General features: G+C 39.3%; 16 protein-coding genes. 3 read left to right on the top strand and 13 right to left on the bottom strand.

Features of this window, described 5'->3' with window-relative positions; translation table 11 throughout:
* Positions 1–24: 24 nt before the first annotated feature.
* Positions 25–162 (bottom strand): hypothetical protein, encoded by a 138-nt coding sequence (locus tag ACXAE4_RS15560; RefSeq protein WP_014459963.1) that lies wholly within the window; start codon positions 160–162, stop codon positions 25–27.
* 79 nt (positions 163–241) lie between these two features.
* A complete protein-coding gene (locus ACXAE4_RS15555; protein ID WP_028413260.1) occupies positions 242–2,224 on the bottom strand; it encodes a methyl-accepting chemotaxis protein in 1,983 nt (660 codons plus the stop codon).
* A gap of 149 nt (positions 2,225–2,373) precedes the next feature.
* On the opposite strand from ACXAE4_RS15555, the gene ACXAE4_RS15550 reads away from it, so the two are divergent.
* Positions 2,374–2,598: a hypothetical protein gene (locus ACXAE4_RS15550; protein WP_014459961.1), complete on the top strand. Its 225-nt coding sequence runs from the start codon at positions 2,374–2,376 to the stop codon at positions 2,596–2,598.
* A 35-nt stretch (positions 2,599–2,633) separates the two neighbouring features.
* On the opposite strand, the gene ACXAE4_RS15545 is transcribed toward ACXAE4_RS15550, so the two are convergent.
* Positions 2,634–3,134, bottom strand: coding sequence for a metallophosphoesterase family protein (locus ACXAE4_RS15545; RefSeq protein ID WP_028413259.1), 501 nt, complete (start codon positions 3,132–3,134; stop codon positions 2,634–2,636).
* A 156-nt stretch (positions 3,135–3,290) separates the two neighbouring features.
* On the opposite strand from ACXAE4_RS15545, the gene ACXAE4_RS15540 reads away from it, so the two are divergent.
* Positions 3,291–3,590, top strand: coding sequence for a hypothetical protein (locus ACXAE4_RS15540; RefSeq protein ID WP_028413258.1), 300 nt, complete (start codon positions 3,291–3,293; stop codon positions 3,588–3,590).
* Positions 3,591–3,737: 147 nt separating this feature from the next.
* Entirely contained in the window at positions 3,738–4,847 is a 1,110-nt protein-coding gene (locus tag ACXAE4_RS15535) for a metallophosphoesterase (protein WP_289578940.1), read from the top strand.
* Positions 4,848–4,867: 20 nt separating this feature from the next.
* On the opposite strand, the gene mug is transcribed toward ACXAE4_RS15535, so the two are convergent.
* The 10 genes from mug to ACXAE4_RS15485 all read right to left on the bottom strand — a co-directional run bounded on the left by mug (position 4,868) and on the right by ACXAE4_RS15485 (position 14,839).
* Complete coding sequence (gene mug / locus ACXAE4_RS15530; RefSeq protein WP_028413256.1) at positions 4,868–5,380, bottom strand: G/U mismatch-specific DNA glycosylase; 513 nt, start codon at positions 5,378–5,380, stop codon at positions 4,868–4,870.
* A 68-nt stretch (positions 5,381–5,448) separates the two neighbouring features.
* The gene (locus ACXAE4_RS15525; protein WP_014459957.1) at positions 5,449–6,789 is read right to left on the bottom strand and encodes a coiled-coil domain-containing protein; all 1,341 of its coding nucleotides are present in this window, start codon (positions 6,787–6,789) and stop codon (positions 5,449–5,451) included.
* A gap of 586 nt (positions 6,790–7,375) precedes the next feature.
* Entirely contained in the window at positions 7,376–8,185 is an 810-nt protein-coding gene (locus ACXAE4_RS15520) for a uroporphyrinogen-III synthase (protein ID WP_289578941.1), read from the bottom strand.
* A 27-nt stretch (positions 8,186–8,212) separates the two neighbouring features.
* The gene (locus ACXAE4_RS15515; RefSeq protein WP_289578942.1) at positions 8,213–8,977 is read right to left on the bottom strand and encodes an IclR family transcriptional regulator; all 765 of its coding nucleotides are present in this window, start codon (positions 8,975–8,977) and stop codon (positions 8,213–8,215) included.
* A gap of 131 nt (positions 8,978–9,108) precedes the next feature.
* Positions 9,109–10,473 carry an acetyl-CoA carboxylase biotin carboxylase subunit gene (accC, locus tag ACXAE4_RS15510; RefSeq protein ID WP_115654012.1) on the bottom strand — a complete coding sequence of 455 codons (1,365 nt, stop codon included), beginning with the start codon at positions 10,471–10,473 and terminating at the stop codon, positions 9,109–9,111.
* A gap of 28 nt (positions 10,474–10,501) precedes the next feature.
* Complete coding sequence (gene accB / locus ACXAE4_RS15505) at positions 10,502–10,969, bottom strand: acetyl-CoA carboxylase biotin carboxyl carrier protein (RefSeq protein ID WP_115654013.1); 468 nt, start codon at positions 10,967–10,969, stop codon at positions 10,502–10,504.
* A gap of 22 nt (positions 10,970–10,991) precedes the next feature.
* The gene (locus ACXAE4_RS15500; RefSeq protein WP_289578943.1) at positions 10,992–11,987 is read right to left on the bottom strand and encodes a 5-oxoprolinase subunit C family protein; all 996 of its coding nucleotides are present in this window, start codon (positions 11,985–11,987) and stop codon (positions 10,992–10,994) included.
* Positions 11,984–12,739 (bottom strand): 5-oxoprolinase subunit PxpB, encoded by a 756-nt coding sequence (pxpB, locus tag ACXAE4_RS15495; RefSeq protein ID WP_116741271.1) that lies wholly within the window; start codon positions 12,737–12,739, stop codon positions 11,984–11,986. Before pxpB ends, ACXAE4_RS15500 begins: the two co-directional genes overlap by 4 nt.
* Positions 12,740–12,756: 17 nt before the next feature.
* The gene (locus ACXAE4_RS15490; protein WP_289578944.1) at positions 12,757–13,548 is read right to left on the bottom strand and encodes a putative hydro-lyase; all 792 of its coding nucleotides are present in this window, start codon (positions 13,546–13,548) and stop codon (positions 12,757–12,759) included.
* A gap of 52 nt (positions 13,549–13,600) precedes the next feature.
* The gene (locus ACXAE4_RS15485) at positions 13,601–14,839 is read right to left on the bottom strand and encodes an NRAMP family divalent metal transporter (protein WP_034327739.1); all 1,239 of its coding nucleotides are present in this window, start codon (positions 14,837–14,839) and stop codon (positions 13,601–13,603) included.
* Positions 14,840–14,853 lie beyond the last annotated feature (14 nt).

Genomic DNA, 14,853 nt, shown 5'->3' with positions numbered 1-14,853 from the left:
TAGGTCTTTTCTTTTTTTGTTTTTTTATTTTTCAGCTTCGTATGCAACTAAAGCTACTCTTTTTCCCAACGTTTGTTGAAACTGCTCTTCTAGTTGTTTAAGCTTCGCATGCATATCATCGTTAATTGAAGCTGGCTCAAAGGTCATTTTTGTTTGCTCCATCAGATACTTTCACCTCTTTCGTGTGTGTATGTTCTACTTTTTCCAATATAAAAGAGGTCTATGACGATTTGACGAAAGTTTACAAATTAAATTTGCTAATGAGTGCTGTCAATTGTTCTGCCATTTGAGACAGAGATTGTGCGGAAACAGCAATTTCCTCCATTGAAGCCAGCTGCTCTTCAGTTGATGCAGCCACTTCTTCAGATGTAGCTGCATTTCCTTTAGCAAGGATTGCCATTTCACCTGCTGTACGAGCCACTTCTTCTACCGCTGCTGAAATTTGCTGAGCAGTCGCAGCCACTTCTTCTACTTGCGGAGTCGTTTCATTCATGCTGCTTAGAATTTGTTCGAATTTTTGAATAGCCGTTTGTGATATTGTTCGTCCTTCTTCAACTTTGTTTGTAACTTGCTCCATTGTATGTACAGATTCCTGAGTGTCTTGTTGAATAGCTTGAATAAGCTCAGAAATTTGAGACGCGGACACTTGTGATTGTTCTGCCAGCTTTCTTACTTCTGCTGCTACAACGGAAAACCCTTTTCCATGTTCTCCAGCTCGTGCCGCTTCGATTGCAGCATTTAAGGCTAGTAAATTTGTTTGAGCAGCAATGCCGCTGATTACTTCTAAAATGGTTCCAACTTCTTTTGAACGTTGAAACAAAGTACGAATCGTTGTATTAGATAGCTCGACGGACTGAGAAATGGATTCCATTTGTTCGACCGTTTCTCTCACGGCTTTTCCACCTTCTACCGCTTCAGACGTTGTGTGATTTGATAGCTGAGAAACAGTTTCTGTACGCTTGGCAATGGTATAAACTCCTTGTACAATCTCATCTAAAGAAGCTGCATTTTGGTCAATAACAGACGTTTGTTTTTCTGCACTAGAAGCCACTTCTTGTATCGCAACCGATACTTGTTCAGTCGCAGCGCTCGTTTGCTGTGAACTGGCCGTTAGCTCTTCTGAAGAAGCAGCCACTTGTTCTGCACTCATTTCAACATTTTGAATTAATGTACGAAGGTTGTTTTGCATCTGACTAAAAGCATACCCTAACTCGCCGATTTCATCCTTTGAATTGACGGTAATCGCTGTTGTCAGATCTCCTTCACTAACGCTTAGAGCCTGATTCTTAAGCTGTTTGAGCGGTTTAATAATTGATTGCAACACCACAAAAATGGTAAGACTACCTATTATCAGACAAGCTACAATAATAAATAGTGTTTTGTAAAAGATAGGCTGTGCTGCTTCACTCACTTCTGATGAATACATAGTGCCTGCAACTTTCCAGCTTGTTGTTTTATTTGTCGTAAAGACCATCTTTTTTTCATCACCGTTAAAGGTATATTCAAAGAATCCGGAGCTCTTTGCATAAAGCTTGTCAAAAAGAGAATCTGTTGCTTTTGTACCTGCTTTTTCCGTAGGGTGAACAATATATTTTCTTTCTCCATCTAAAAGAAATGGATATCCTTTTTCTCCGATTTTCACTTTGCTGACAGCTTTATTGATGCGGCTTATATCTAAATTTAAAGCAATAACCCCTGTGCCATCCGCCGTTGTTTTTGCTACAGTAATAACGGTTTGACCTGTAGAGGCTGAGGGATAAGGTTCAGTGACAACTGTTTTCCCTTTGTTCTGCATGGCTAGCTTGTACCAATCTCGTTCTCTGGGATCATAGCCTGCTTGTGTCACTTTTTTAGGCGCTTGAATAAACTTCCCCTGCTGATTTCCTGTAAAAATGCTGACGGCTTCTGGATGAAGCGAAGCATATAAGTTAAAATCTTTGCTTAAAGTAGCCATATCTTTTTCATTGTAGCGCTCGTTGTTTACCACTGATGCAAAAAACTCTACATCATGAATTTTGGGTCCAATGGTATCGTCAATCACTGAATTAATGGACTGTACATTTTGCTGTGCTGTGTTAATAATTTGGTTTTCAATTTCATGTTTCGCTGTTATGTAAGCTGATACACCTATCGTAACAGATGGCACTAATAAGATCGCTGCAAATGCTAGCCCTAGCTTTATCTTGAAGTTATTAAGGGACCTTTTTTTTCTTACTCTCTCCATGCTATGTAGCCTCTCTCTCCGTAGTTAAAAGTAATCGTGCACTTCCTTTCTATCGGCAAGACTTCATATTCCTTTAGTCATCGAGTGTATACATAATTAACAATGGGAGTGAAAAGATAAGAGTACGATAAAAAAAGTAGGTGATTTTAATGGAAGAAAGTAAAAACAGCAAGTCTTTTTCAATGTTTGAAACAGAAAAGGTTCAGCGCGGAGAAGAAAAAGATATTTTTAATATCTATAAAGAAGGAGTAAAAATTGCGGAAGTAAGAGGAACGGATCCTCAAACTCAGCAGGTTATTCCGATGCATGACTTAAACGACTATGAAGAAAATAAGCTTCACGAATATATCGCTCATTTAGACCACACAACGTAAACGTAAAAGTGCTAAAACAAGAGTCCCCTCTTGTTTTAGTCTTTAGAATCATAAAAAACATGTTCAAAGTGCAGCGTGTCTTTTTTTATGTACAGCAGTCCAAACGAAAATTGCTTTTGACGCCGCTTGTCAGTAGCAGAACCTGGATTAAACAATGTAATATCACCAATTTGTTTATGAACAGGAATATGAGAATGACCAAAAATTACTGCATCGACTTGTTGATGTTCAAATGCCAAAAGTGCACGTTTTTCAGTCGTCTTTTCTTTTCCATGACCGTGGACTACGCCAATCATAACATCATCAAACGGAAGGAGTAATGAAGTTGGAAGTACTTGCTGAAGCTCTTCACTGTCTACATTTCCAATCACACCGTGTACAGGAGCAAAAACGCGCAGTTCATGGTAGACATCTATCGTTTGAAAATCTCCGGTATGAATAATCGCATCAGCTGTTTTCAGTTCAGCTAGGAGTCTTTTTGGAAAATGTTTCGCTCTTTTGGGAATATGAGTGTCACCTAAAATAACGATCTTCATTTATGATACGCTCCTTTTTCATTCAATATGGTGTAGTGTAGCGTATTACGTTGGAATGAAGCAACTCTATACGGAGCATCAGGCAAAAAATTTCTCTTTTTCGTTTAAGTTTGCGAAAATACTTTACATACTAAGTTACAGAATGGAGTTTTCGAAATGGAAGTAAAAATTAATCGAAACGCAGCAAAAGTATTAAGAAATGCCTTGGCTAGCCCAGAAGGTCAAGGAAAAATGATCCGTGTATATGTAACTATCGACCACGGTGATCATGCGCATTATGATTGGAAATTCGATACGCCGACTGAACATGATGAAATCGTAAAAACAGATAAAGATATCGATATCGTTTTAGATAAACGCGAGAAATTTTTAGAAGGCGTATGGATTCAATATTTCCACGTTCCAGAGCCTGAATTTGTGATTAGCAGCCTTCACCACGCGCATCACCATCATTAATACAAAAAACACACCTTGTTTTATAGGTGTGTTTTTTCGTTTGTGCGACAGGCAAAAATTTTATTGATGAAAGAAGAGATAAAATTTTGTTGAAGCAATAAAAATGAGCTATAGTGGAATTACGGATGAAAGAAAAGAGGTTAGCGTATGAAAGTAAGTGTGTTAGTAAGGTCTATTTTAGTTGTTATTTTATATAATTTATTCGTTCTGTACATCGGATGGAACGCTTGGGTGTGGCTTCACACAATGTTTGAAGTGGAAAACAAATGGATTCTTACGGTGATCGTTGTGTTTTTTGCTTATTCCTTTATCATCAGTCGCGCGTTTCAACAAGTGAGCATGTTTAAGGTTGTAGGATCGTATTGGTTAGGATTTATTCAATATTCAGTCCTTTTGCTTCCTATAAGTAATCTAGCCGTATATATTCTCACTTTTCTAGGCGCTTCGCTTTCTACAGCTATCGATTCAATCGGACTTTTTATAATTGCCGCTTTTTTATTCATTTTCGCCTACGGTACGTATAATGCTTACAGCCCTGTGGTAAGGAAATATACGATATCAGTTGCTAAAAAGACGAATCGAAAAAACCTCCGCATTGCCGTAGCATCCGATATGCACTTTGGCACATTGTCCGGCAAAAAACATTTGCAGCGGCTAATCACTCATGTACAAAAGATACAGCCAGATCTTATTTTACTTCCTGGAGATATTATTGACGATGATCCCCACGTATTCTTTAAAAAAGAAATGGATTATATGATGAAGCAGCTCAAAGCGCCTTTAGGCACATATGGAATTTTGGGAAACCATGAGTATTACGGCGGGAAGATTCCTCAGTTTGTGGAAAGAATGAAAGAAATGAACATTCCTATTTTAATGGATGAAGTCTTAAACATAGGTGATAGCTTGTACTTAATCGGAAGAAAAGATAAGACGGATAAAAACCGAGACAGCTTTTTCGATTTAGCCAGTGAAACGAATCGTTCTCTTCCGGTCATCGCGATGGATCATCAGCCCCTTTCTTTAAAAGAAGCGGAACAAGCGGGCGTAGATTTACTTCTATGCGGTCATACTCACAGAGGACAAATGGCACCTAATCATTTGATCACAAAGCGGTTATTTGAAATTGATTGGGGCTACAAGCAAACTAATCAACTGCATACCATTGTCTCTTCAGGATTTGGCTTTTGGGGTCCTCCGCTTCGAATCGGAAGCCGATCAGAAATTATTCAAATTGATATTACATTTACAAAATAGAGAAAGCCCTAGGGCTTTCTCTATTTTAATGTACGCAGCAGCTTCGGAAGCTCTGCGTAAATAGCCACTACTTCATCTACTTTCATCCGAACGAGTCCGCTTGAAGACGGGGCAACAAAATCCATTATTCCTGATACCATCGATTCCTCTTGTTTGCCCCACTTTACTTGCTTGCGTCCGCTGTACTGCTGATAAACGCCTTTTCCAACAAAACAAACGATTTTAGGCGTGTATGTAGCGATTTTTTTCTTTAAGATTTCTCTGCCTTCTGCATATTCTTCTTTTGTAATCTCATCAGCTGCCTTTGTAGGCCGCTCTACAATATTTGTTAAACCGTATCCTAGCTGTAACAGCGAGTGATCTTCTTCTGGATGATATTTACGATTTGTCAAACCTGCTTTGTGAAGAATTGTCCAGAAACGATTGGTTGGATTAGCAAAATGATGACCCGTTTCACCGGAACGGATGCTTGGATTAAAACCGACAAATAAAATATCTAAGTTGGGCTGTATATGATCAAAAATAGAGTTCATAGGCATACGCTCCTTACAATGTAAAAAGAAAACATCCAATTTGGATGTTTTCTCTTTACTATACCCTATTAAATACGAACTACGCGTCCGTTGAATTTTTGTTTCCAGTAGCCGCTGCTCATGTTTGCAATTGCAACACCTGTTGAGCTTTGAGCACCGATGAACTTGCCTCCGCCTACATAAATACCAACGTGTCCGTCTTTTTTATATGTATCGAAGAAAACAAGATCTCCAGGCTGCATTTGACTAGAAGACACTTGCGTTCCAGCATGCTTTAACGTTTCTGTACTTACAGATCCAAGAGGCCCAAGGTTAACACCAACTTGAGAATATGCCCAGTGTACAAATGACGAGCAGTCAAATAAACCGTGGTTAATATCAGACTGGCTGCGTCCTCCGCCAAATACGTAAGCAGAGTTTCCAATCCAGCGGTTTCCTACCGTTACAACATTGCTAGCTTTTGGAGCCGGAGCGCTTGTAGGTGCCACATCATTGCTGCTTGCTTTTGGTGCTTCTGCCTTAGCAGAAGATGAATCGGCTTTTTCAGCTGGTGCCGCCGCTGCTTTTTGAGCTTGTTCGGCTGCTTTCTTAGCTGCCTCTTTAGCCGCTTGTTCAGCTGCTTTTCTTGCTGCTTCTTCCGCCGCTTTTTGATCTTTAATATTTTGTTCAAGCGTAGACTGTTCATTCGCAAGAGAGCTGTCTTTTGATTGTAGAGAAGCTTTTAGTTCTTCATTTTTTGCTTCTTTATCTTTTAGTTCTTTTGCTAACGCATCTTTTTGTTTCTTTTGAGCTGCTAGCTGGACAGTCATTTCATCCAGTTCTGCCTTCATATCTTCTAAGCTAGCTAACTTAGATTTAACATCTGCTTGTTTTGTTTTTAGTTCGTCTTGCATATTTTTAGTTTCTGTTAAAATACCGCGGTCTGCATCTACAATCGTCGAAACAGCTAGCGCGCGGTCTACAAAATCACCAAAACTTGAAGAACCAAGTAAAACTTGTAAATACTCTACGTTACCGCCGCTTTCTTGCATGGAACGTGCACGATCCTTTAAAATATCATTTCGCTTTTCAAGTTTTTCTTGAAGCAGCTTAATTTCTTTTTCAAGCTGCTCTACTTGTTTAGACGTTTCTTTAATATCCGCTTCTGTTTTTTCGGCTTTTTTACTATTTTCTTCTTCTGCCAATGTTAATCGCTCAAGCTGTGCTTTCATTTGATCTTGTTCTGCTTGAAGGCGTGTTAATTCATCAGAAGCTGCTTTGATGTTAGATTGCACATCTTGGCGCTGATTTTGAATTTGAGATTTTTGTGATTCCATATCCTGAATGGTAGAGGCATATGCTGGGGTTGATAAAACTCCTCCTAAACCTAATAAAACCGTTGTATTAAGTAAAAGCATTTTCTTTTTCAATATGAATTCCTCCGCTTTCTCGCTCTGTTAAACTAGTAATTTCTAATTATGTATCAATATGTATAAAAGTCTGACAATTTATGTAAAGTTCACTGTATTTGTCGATAAATAGCTAAATATGCTAATGAAAATCTACGAAAATTATACCACGATAAGCGTTCAAAAAAAGAATAACAATATTACAATTGTATTTCAGTCATGTAACATTTAAAGCTTGTGTATACATTCACTTCTTGCCTGCAAAAATATACCTTTATTTCCCCATGCAAGTGAAACATCTATTAAGCTTCAAGCAGCAATGTTTTTAGCGTTATGAAGTAGATAATTATCATTGTTTAAGCTGTTTAGATTTAAGATATTTCTAAAAGAAACGTAACAACTTTTTAACATATTCGTCTATTTTTACCCTTTATCTACCATTTTTACAATATTTGAAAATGATTTTCTGGAATAACAATGAATTTATTTCTATTCGATGTTTGAAGAAGTTCAAAAAGAGGGAAATAGGCAATTTTCAAACAATATTCGACAACGCTTGGATGAAGCCATATAAAAAACCTTCTCGCCTCATAGCGAGAAGGTTTTTTTAATTACGCTGCTGATAATAATGTTCTAAAGCTACAATTGCGCTTCCCATTCGCTCTTGATCGGGAATAACAATACGTCCTACTCCTTCTTCTTTTAAAGCAGCAGCGGTTACTTTTCCTACGGATACAGCTACTACAGAGCTGTTAAAGAGTTCTCGAATGTGATCGGCTTGTCCGTGTTCTTTTGCAAACGAAAATAAAAAGCGGGCTTGGGGAGCGCTTGTGAAATTAACAGCATCGACTTTCCCGCTTGTTAATTCGTTTATAAGCTGTTCCATGACTTCCGCTTTTGGAGGAATATGCTGATACGGTAAAATCTCTTTAAATTGGGCTTTTTGATTCGATAGAAAATCAATCAATTTTGGTGCAGGATCTCCGTGAAGCTGAAGCGCTACATGCTTTTCTTCAAAAGAAAACGAATGAAGCGCTCTGACGAGTCCTGCGGTACTTCCATCATCATCTCGAACGGTTGGAGTAACGCCTAGCTTTTTTAACATATTTACGGTTTTATACCCGCGTGCAGCAATATTGGCTGCTTGTAAAGAAGAAAGGAATTCGTCGGCCAGCCCTAGCTTATCTGCTGTTTTATAAAGAATTTCTGTACCGACTCCTGTCGTAAAAATAAACCAATCATAATTTCCTTTTACAAGTTCTTTAATATCTGCCTCTAAGTGTGTGTCATCTAAAAAGATGGTTCCTTGAGCAGGCCGTACAAGCGGGGTCCCGCCAAGGTTTTCAACAATTTTGCTGATTTCTTCTACCTTCCGCTGACCTACGAGTGCGACTGTTTTTCCTTCTAATCGTTTCAATGGTCTACCTCCATTTTTCTATGTATGCTACTTTAATGATCCTTGATAACCGAGTTTTTCAGAAATTAAGCTCGCCGCTTCTGTTACTTTTTGAATAATGAACGGCAGTCTGTCTCCTTGAAATCTCGCTTCAATTCCCGCTACGCTAATGCCTGCAACCACTTCATTTTGATGATTTACAATCGGCGCGCTCACGGATGTTGTATAGTTTTCTAATTCAGAGGTGCTAATGGTATACCCTTTTTCTTTTGCTGCTTTTAATACATTTCTTAGTTTCTTTTGATCTGTAATGGTTCCAATACCTATTGGAGCTAGCTCCGTTTGACTAATATATGCCTCTTGTTCTTTTTCGGGTAAATGCGCCAAAATAATGCGTGAACAAGCTCCTGCATAAAGAGGCGAACGCCTTCCAATTGATGTATAAAGACGCACTGGGTGAAGCGTATCTACTTTTTCAATATACATGGCTTCATTCCCATCTCGTACAATTAAATTAACCGCTTCTTCTACTTCGTCTCGGAGCGTTTCCATTACAGGCTTTGCGATATGTCTAATATCTAAGCGATTAGCCACTAGCTGACCAAATTGCAAGAATAAAAGTCCTAGCGAATAGTATCCTTGCTCATCTTTTGTTAAAAATCCCATCTCTTCAAGCGAACCAACCATCCGGTGCAAAGAAGTTTTTGGAACGCCTGAATATTCCATCATTTCTGTGAAGGTAAGCTTAGGGTGCTTGATAAAAAGCGTGAGAATCTGCATGGATTTAACGACTGTTTTATTATTAGCTTGCATAAAACCTTCTCCCTTATTTGTGCGAATACATGTATTTGATAGACGTATAGCTTACTAGCTAATCATATGTTCTTTTTATTATACATGAAGAAAAAAAGGAAAGCACTCCCTTATAAGAGCACTTTCCTTTCTTACACCGTTTCTAGTTCTTTAATGGAAATAGGGTTACTTTCTAGAAATTTGGTTGTAAAATCCCCTTCCTTAAAAGAAGGATGATTCAGTAATTCTAAATGAAAAGGAATGGTTGTGTGAATACCTATAATGATAAATTCTTCGAGCGCACGTTTCATTCGTTGAATCGCTTCATTTCGGTCTTTCCCTGTTACGATTAATTTGGCCACCATTGAATCATAAAATGGAGAAATTTCATAGCCTGGGTAAACCGCGCTGTCTACACGAACGCCGTAGCCGCCGGGAGGTAAATACATCTCGACTTTTCCAGGAGAAGGCATAAAGTTTTTAGCCGGATTTTCTGCATTGATTCGACATTCAATTGCCCATCCTTTTAACTGAATATCCCGCTGAGAAAATGATAGCGGGTAGCCCGCTGCTACGGAAATTTGTTCTTTAATTAAGTCAATGTTTGTTACAAGTTCTGTAACAGGGTGTTCAACTTGAATCCGTGTGTTCATTTCCATAAAGTAAAAATGTCCGTGTTTATCTAACAGAAACTCCACCGTTCCCACACCTGTATAATCAACTGCTTTAGCTGCCGAGACCGCCGCTTTGCCCATTTTAGCACGAAGGTTTTCATCTACCGCAGGAGATGGAGCTTCTTCTACCAACTTTTGATGACGTCGCTGAATCGAACAATCTCGTTCACCTAAATGAACTACATTACCTTCTTCATCAGCAATAATTTGAATTTCGATGTGTTTTGGTTCTTCTAAATACTTTTCAAGATATACGCCGCCGTTTCCAAAGGCTGTTTCCGCTTCATGCTGAGCTTGACGAATCGCTTTTTCTAGCTCCTCTTCGCTATGAGCAAGCCTCATTCCTTTTCCACCGCCGCCCGCTGTAGCTTTTACGATGATGGGATAGCCTATTTCTCTTGCTACTGGAATAGCTGAGCTGCTATCTTTAATCAGTCCCTCCGTGCCAGGTACAATAGGCACGCCGGCTTGTTTCATTGTTTCTCTTGCTACAGCTTTTGCTCCCATTTTGCGAATGGCTTCTGCTTTTGGACCAATAAAGGTAACGTCATAGGATTCACACATCTCAGCAAAATCAGCATTTTCAGCTAAAAATCCGTAGCCGGGATGAACAGCGTCTGCCTTGGTTACTTGCGCTACGGTAAGCAGATTACGAATATTTAAGTAGCTTTCTTTAGAAGACGTTTTACCAATACAAAATGACTCATCTGCTAGCTTCACGTGAAGTGCATCTTTGTCTGCTTCTGAATACACGGCCACGGTTGCAATTCCCATCTCTTTACAAGCTCGAATGATACGAACTGCAATCTCCCCGCGGTTTGCGATTAACACTTTTTTGAACATAGTGGCTCCTCCTGACAGTATGTATACTTTAATATGATTTTACGATAAATAGAGGCTGTCCAAACTCAACAACATCTCCGTCTTTCACAAGAATTTCAAGCACTTCTCCTTCCATTCCTGCATCTACTTCGTTAAACAGCTTCATCGCTTCAATTACACATACAACATCTTTGCGTTCAATTGTTTGTCCTACTTGAACAAAAGGATCGGCATCTGCTTCTGGCTTAGCGTAAAAGGTTCCGACCATTGGTGATAAAATTTGCTTTTCATTATTTTCTGGTAAGTTTACAGACATAGAATCTTGAGGCGATTGCTCAGTGGCAGCGTCTTTTGCTTGTACTTCTTCAGTTTTCACTTCTGTAACAGCTAGGCCTTCTAAAGGAATTCCCGCTTTATCAATGACAACTTTTGTTCCTTCGTGTTCAATATGGAGCTTTTGAATACCAGATTCATTCATTAATGAAACAACTTCTTGCAATTCACGTACGTTTATCATTTCTTGTCACTCCCGTTTTGTGTTATTTAGTTGACGCAAGGTTAATAGCAATCTTCAATTCTTGAAGCATCTGTTCTTTTACTAAATAAATTTTTTCTGCTTCATGAAGCGAAATGTGAGAAAAGTAAATGGATTCTCCAGGTTTTACTTGAGCTAAAAGCGGTAAATCTGCTGTGATGACTTGAGCGATTTTAGGATATCCACCCGTTGTTTGACGGTCTGCTAACAGGATAATGGGATTTCCATCTGGCGGGACTTGAACAGAACCTTGTGAAACGGCTTCAGACAATAACTCTTTTTTTTCTTGAAGCTGAAGAGAAGGTCCATCCATTCGATAGCCCATTCGATCTGATTGATTTGATACTTTAAAGGGCTCTTTCATAAAATGACTTTTGCTTTCAGCTGTAAATAAATCAAATTGACTGCCATTCATAACACGGACACTTGGTTTCTTTGTAAAATGAACAAATTCTTTATAATTTACGGACCATGGAGAAGTATATACTCCGTTTATCAGTTCATTTGAAAGAAAAGCAGGCTTTGAACCAGCAGGAACAGATAGAGGTAAAACGTCCTCTGTTTGTAATGCTCTTCCTTTATAGCCACCAATTTTGCCTCTCAAATACGTGCTTTTACTATTTAACACTTCATCAATAGAAAATCCTCCAGCTACAGATAGATAGGAACGACACCCGGTTTTGCAAGGACCAAATGCTAAAGTGCTTCCTTTTGGAATAAATAAAGGTTTCCACATAGGTACTGGCTTTCCGTTGACCGAAGGAGTTAAATCTCCCCCCGTGATCGCTACTAAACAATCGCTTTCTATTTCAAGGGTAGGCCCCATTAGCGTAACTTCAAGTCCCGCTTCTTTTTCATCGTTACCAACTAGTAAATTAGCAATTCGGAGGGAATAAGAATCCATTGCTCCGCTTACAATCACACCGTGCTGCTGAAATCCTCTTCTTCCTAAATCTTGAATGCTCGTTAATAATCCGGCTTTACTAACTCTTATACTCATTTTTCACCCTCCTTTGCCTGCATTTCTTGATACTCTTCTTTAGAGATGGGTTTGAATTTCACAATATCTCCTGCTTGAAGCAAACTTGGCGGATTTTGCTCCGGCAAAAACAGCTTAATAGGTGTTTGACCAATTAACTGCCATCCTCCGGGAGTGGAAATAGGGTACACTCCTGTTTGCATTCCTGCAATACCAACCGAACCGGCAGGAATAGACGTGCGAGGAGACGACCGACGAGGCGTAGCAATTTTTTCAGATAATCCTCCAAGAAACGGAAATCCAGGAGCAAATCCAATCATGTACGCTAAGTATTCACCTTCAGAATGAATACTAATTACCTCTTCAGTTGTTAAGTTATGGTGACGAGCCACATATTCAAGGTCAGGTCCATACTCGCCTCCGTAGCAAACTGGAATGGAAACCGTACGATGGTCTAACTCTTTTTCTGTCTGTTCGTTCTCTAATTTACTTTGAAGGATAGAAGACACTGCTTCAAAAGGAGACACAAATTCTTTTTTCTCCTTCTTTTTCACGGCTGCTACCACTTCAAGAGGGTTATAAAAGATCGTAAGGTTCGTAAATGCCGGCACGCATTCAATAAACCCAGGGAAAGGATTTAATTCTATCGAATCTTTACACGTTTTAATTTGTTTATGAATGTCATACTGAATGCTATCTCCAAACGTTATAACAAGCGCTGAGTCCCCAAGCGGAGAAATAACAGCTGACGCTTTTGTTACGGTTTGATTCATATCTACACCTCTTTCTTTTATAAAACACCTAGTTTTTCATCTCGAATATCTGTGATAAACATATGCCCCGGAGCATGTGTAATCATAATAGAAGGTTTTGTTTCCATCGCTACTGCTTGAGGAGTTACACCACAAGCCCAAAACACGGGCACCTCACCTACCTTAATGGAAACAGCATCACCAAAATCCGGAGAGTGCAGGTCTTGGATCCCTATTGCAGCGGGGTTTCCAATGTGAATAGGTCCTCCGTGCACAGCTGGAAAACGTGAAGTTACTTGGGCTGCCCGTACTACATCTTGCTGAGGAATTGGACGCATACTAACCACCGTTGAGCCGTGAAATATTCCTGCTTCAGCGCATGAAATATTTGTTTTATACATAGGAACATTACAATTTTCTTCAATGTGACGAACAGGTATGTCGTTGTTTAAAAGCGCGTGTTCAAATGTAAAGCTACATCCGATAAGAAAAGCTACCATATCTTCTGTCCAATAGTCTGTGATATCAGTTACTTCTTTTACTAGTTCCCCATTTTCATAGATTCGATACTTGGGAAGGTCTGTACGAATATCTCCAGACGGAGCTGCAAACTTTGGCACCGGAGATCCAGCGTCTGTTACATCTAAAAGCGGACAAGATTTAGGGTTACGCTGACAGAACAATAGAAAGTCAAAGGCTTGTTGCTTTGGTAAAATAGCTAAATTAGCTTGAGCATAGCCGTTTGCCATGCCTGCCGTTGGGTGAATAAGCTGATTGTTACGGATTTGCTGACGAAGTTCAGCTGGAGTTAGCTGTGAAAGGGTTATCATATTTCTATCTCCCATCAGTGCCCGCACGCAACTTACGTTCGGGCACTTTGTTTTATTTAAATAATTGAGGAAGTTGATCCATTAACGTATAGCCGCCCATTAAAGCCATTACAATAACGACAAGTACACCAGAAATGGTAAGCCATAAAGGATGTTTATACTCACCAACAATGCTTTTTTTGTACGCAGCGATCAGTAATGTTCCTAGAGCGATTGGCAAAATTAATCCATTGATTGCTCCAACTAAAAGAAGAACTTTTACAGGTTTTCCAATTAAGACAAACGATAAAGTTGAAATAATAATGAACCCAATAATAATCCAGTTTGAGTTCTTATTAAGTTTTTCACTAAACGTTTGAATAAATGAAACAGATGTATACGCAGCTCCCACTACAGACGTAATAGCGGCAGACCACATGACAATCCCAAAGATTTTATAGCCAACGTTCCCTGCTGCGAGCTGAAACACGGATGCTGGAGGATTGGCCGGATCAATTTGTAACCCTTTAGATACAACGCCAAGTACAGCTAAAAACAAAGCGATTCGCATAACGGAAGTGATAAGAATTCCTGTTACAGAACTTTTAGTTACTTGAGGTAAAGAATCGATGCCTTTTACCCCGGCATCTAAAAGACGATGTCCGCCTGCAAAGGTAATATAACCACCAACAGTACCTCCAACAAGCGTAACGATCGCAATGATGTCGATTTGATCGGGTTTAAAAGATTTCACTACAGCTTCTCCAACGGGAGGTGAAGTAGTAGCTGCTACATATAGCATTAGCCCAATCATGACAAAACCTGCAATTTGCGTGAAGCGATCCATTGCTTTTCCAGCTTCTTTTACAACGAAGATTAGCACGGCAATAACTGCACTAATTGCAGCTCCGGCTGTTGGAGAAATACCTGTAATCGCATTTAATCCAAGACCGGCACCGGCAATATTTCCAATATTAAATGCAAGTCCTCCAATTACAATTAAAATAGCGAGCACGTATCCTAATCCGGGAAATACCATATTGGCGATTTCTTGTCCGCGTTTTTCAGAAACGGCAATAATCCTCCATACGTTGGTTTGAGCAAAGATATCAAGAATAATTGAAATTAAAATAACGAATCCAAAGCTTGCGGCTAAATTTTGTGTAAATACGGTAGTTTGAGTTAAAAAGCCTGGTCCAATAGCCGATGTGGCCATTAAAAAAGCGGCTCCAAGCATTAACGTCCAGTTTACTTTAGGTGCAGCCGAAAGCTTTTGCTGAGGTGTTGATTTTTTTATTGGCTCCAATATCATCTTCCTCCTGATTG

The sequence above is a fragment of the Priestia sp. ABM2_011 genome (assembly GCF_056158845.1).
Note: the sequence above shows the minus strand (reverse complement) of the source record. Positions and strands in the feature narration are given on the sequence as shown.

What these genes read in the sequence shown, in the direction of transcription:
- ACXAE4_RS15560 (WP_014459963.1), bottom strand. Translation starts at nt 162, where the DNA reads ATGGAGCAAACAAAAATGACCTTTGAGCCAGCTTCAATTAACGATGAT.
- ACXAE4_RS15555 (WP_028413260.1), bottom strand. Translation starts at nt 2,224, where the DNA reads ATGGAGAGAGTAAGAAAAAAAAGGTCCCTTAATAACTTCAAGATAAAG.
- ACXAE4_RS15550 (WP_014459961.1), top strand. Translation starts at nt 2,374, where the DNA reads ATGGAAGAAAGTAAAAACAGCAAGTCTTTTTCAATGTTTGAAACAGAA.
- ACXAE4_RS15545 (WP_028413259.1), bottom strand. Translation starts at nt 3,134, where the DNA reads ATGAAGATCGTTATTTTAGGTGACACTCATATTCCCAAAAGAGCGAAA.
- ACXAE4_RS15540 (WP_028413258.1), top strand. Translation starts at nt 3,291, where the DNA reads ATGGAAGTAAAAATTAATCGAAACGCAGCAAAAGTATTAAGAAATGCC.
- ACXAE4_RS15535 (WP_289578940.1), top strand. Translation starts at nt 3,738, where the DNA reads ATGAAAGTAAGTGTGTTAGTAAGGTCTATTTTAGTTGTTATTTTATAT.
- mug (WP_028413256.1), bottom strand. Translation starts at nt 5,380, where the DNA reads ATGAACTCTATTTTTGATCATATACAGCCCAACTTAGATATTTTATTT.
- ACXAE4_RS15515 (WP_289578942.1), bottom strand. Translation starts at nt 8,977, where the DNA reads ATGCAAGCTAATAATAAAACAGTCGTTAAATCCATGCAGATTCTCACG.
- accC (WP_115654012.1), bottom strand. Translation starts at nt 10,473, where the DNA reads ATGTTCAAAAAAGTGTTAATCGCAAACCGCGGGGAGATTGCAGTTCGT.
- accB (WP_115654013.1), bottom strand. Translation starts at nt 10,969, where the DNA reads ATGATAAACGTACGTGAATTGCAAGAAGTTGTTTCATTAATGAATGAA.
- ACXAE4_RS15500 (WP_289578943.1), bottom strand. Translation starts at nt 11,987, where the DNA reads ATGAGTATAAGAGTTAGTAAAGCCGGATTATTAACGAGCATTCAAGAT.
- pxpB (WP_116741271.1), bottom strand. Translation starts at nt 12,739, where the DNA reads ATGAATCAAACCGTAACAAAAGCGTCAGCTGTTATTTCTCCGCTTGGG.
- ACXAE4_RS15490 (WP_289578944.1), bottom strand. Translation starts at nt 13,548, where the DNA reads ATGATAACCCTTTCACAGCTAACTCCAGCTGAACTTCGTCAGCAAATC.
- ACXAE4_RS15485 (WP_034327739.1), bottom strand. Translation starts at nt 14,839, where the DNA reads ATGATATTGGAGCCAATAAAAAAATCAACACCTCAGCAAAAGCTTTCG.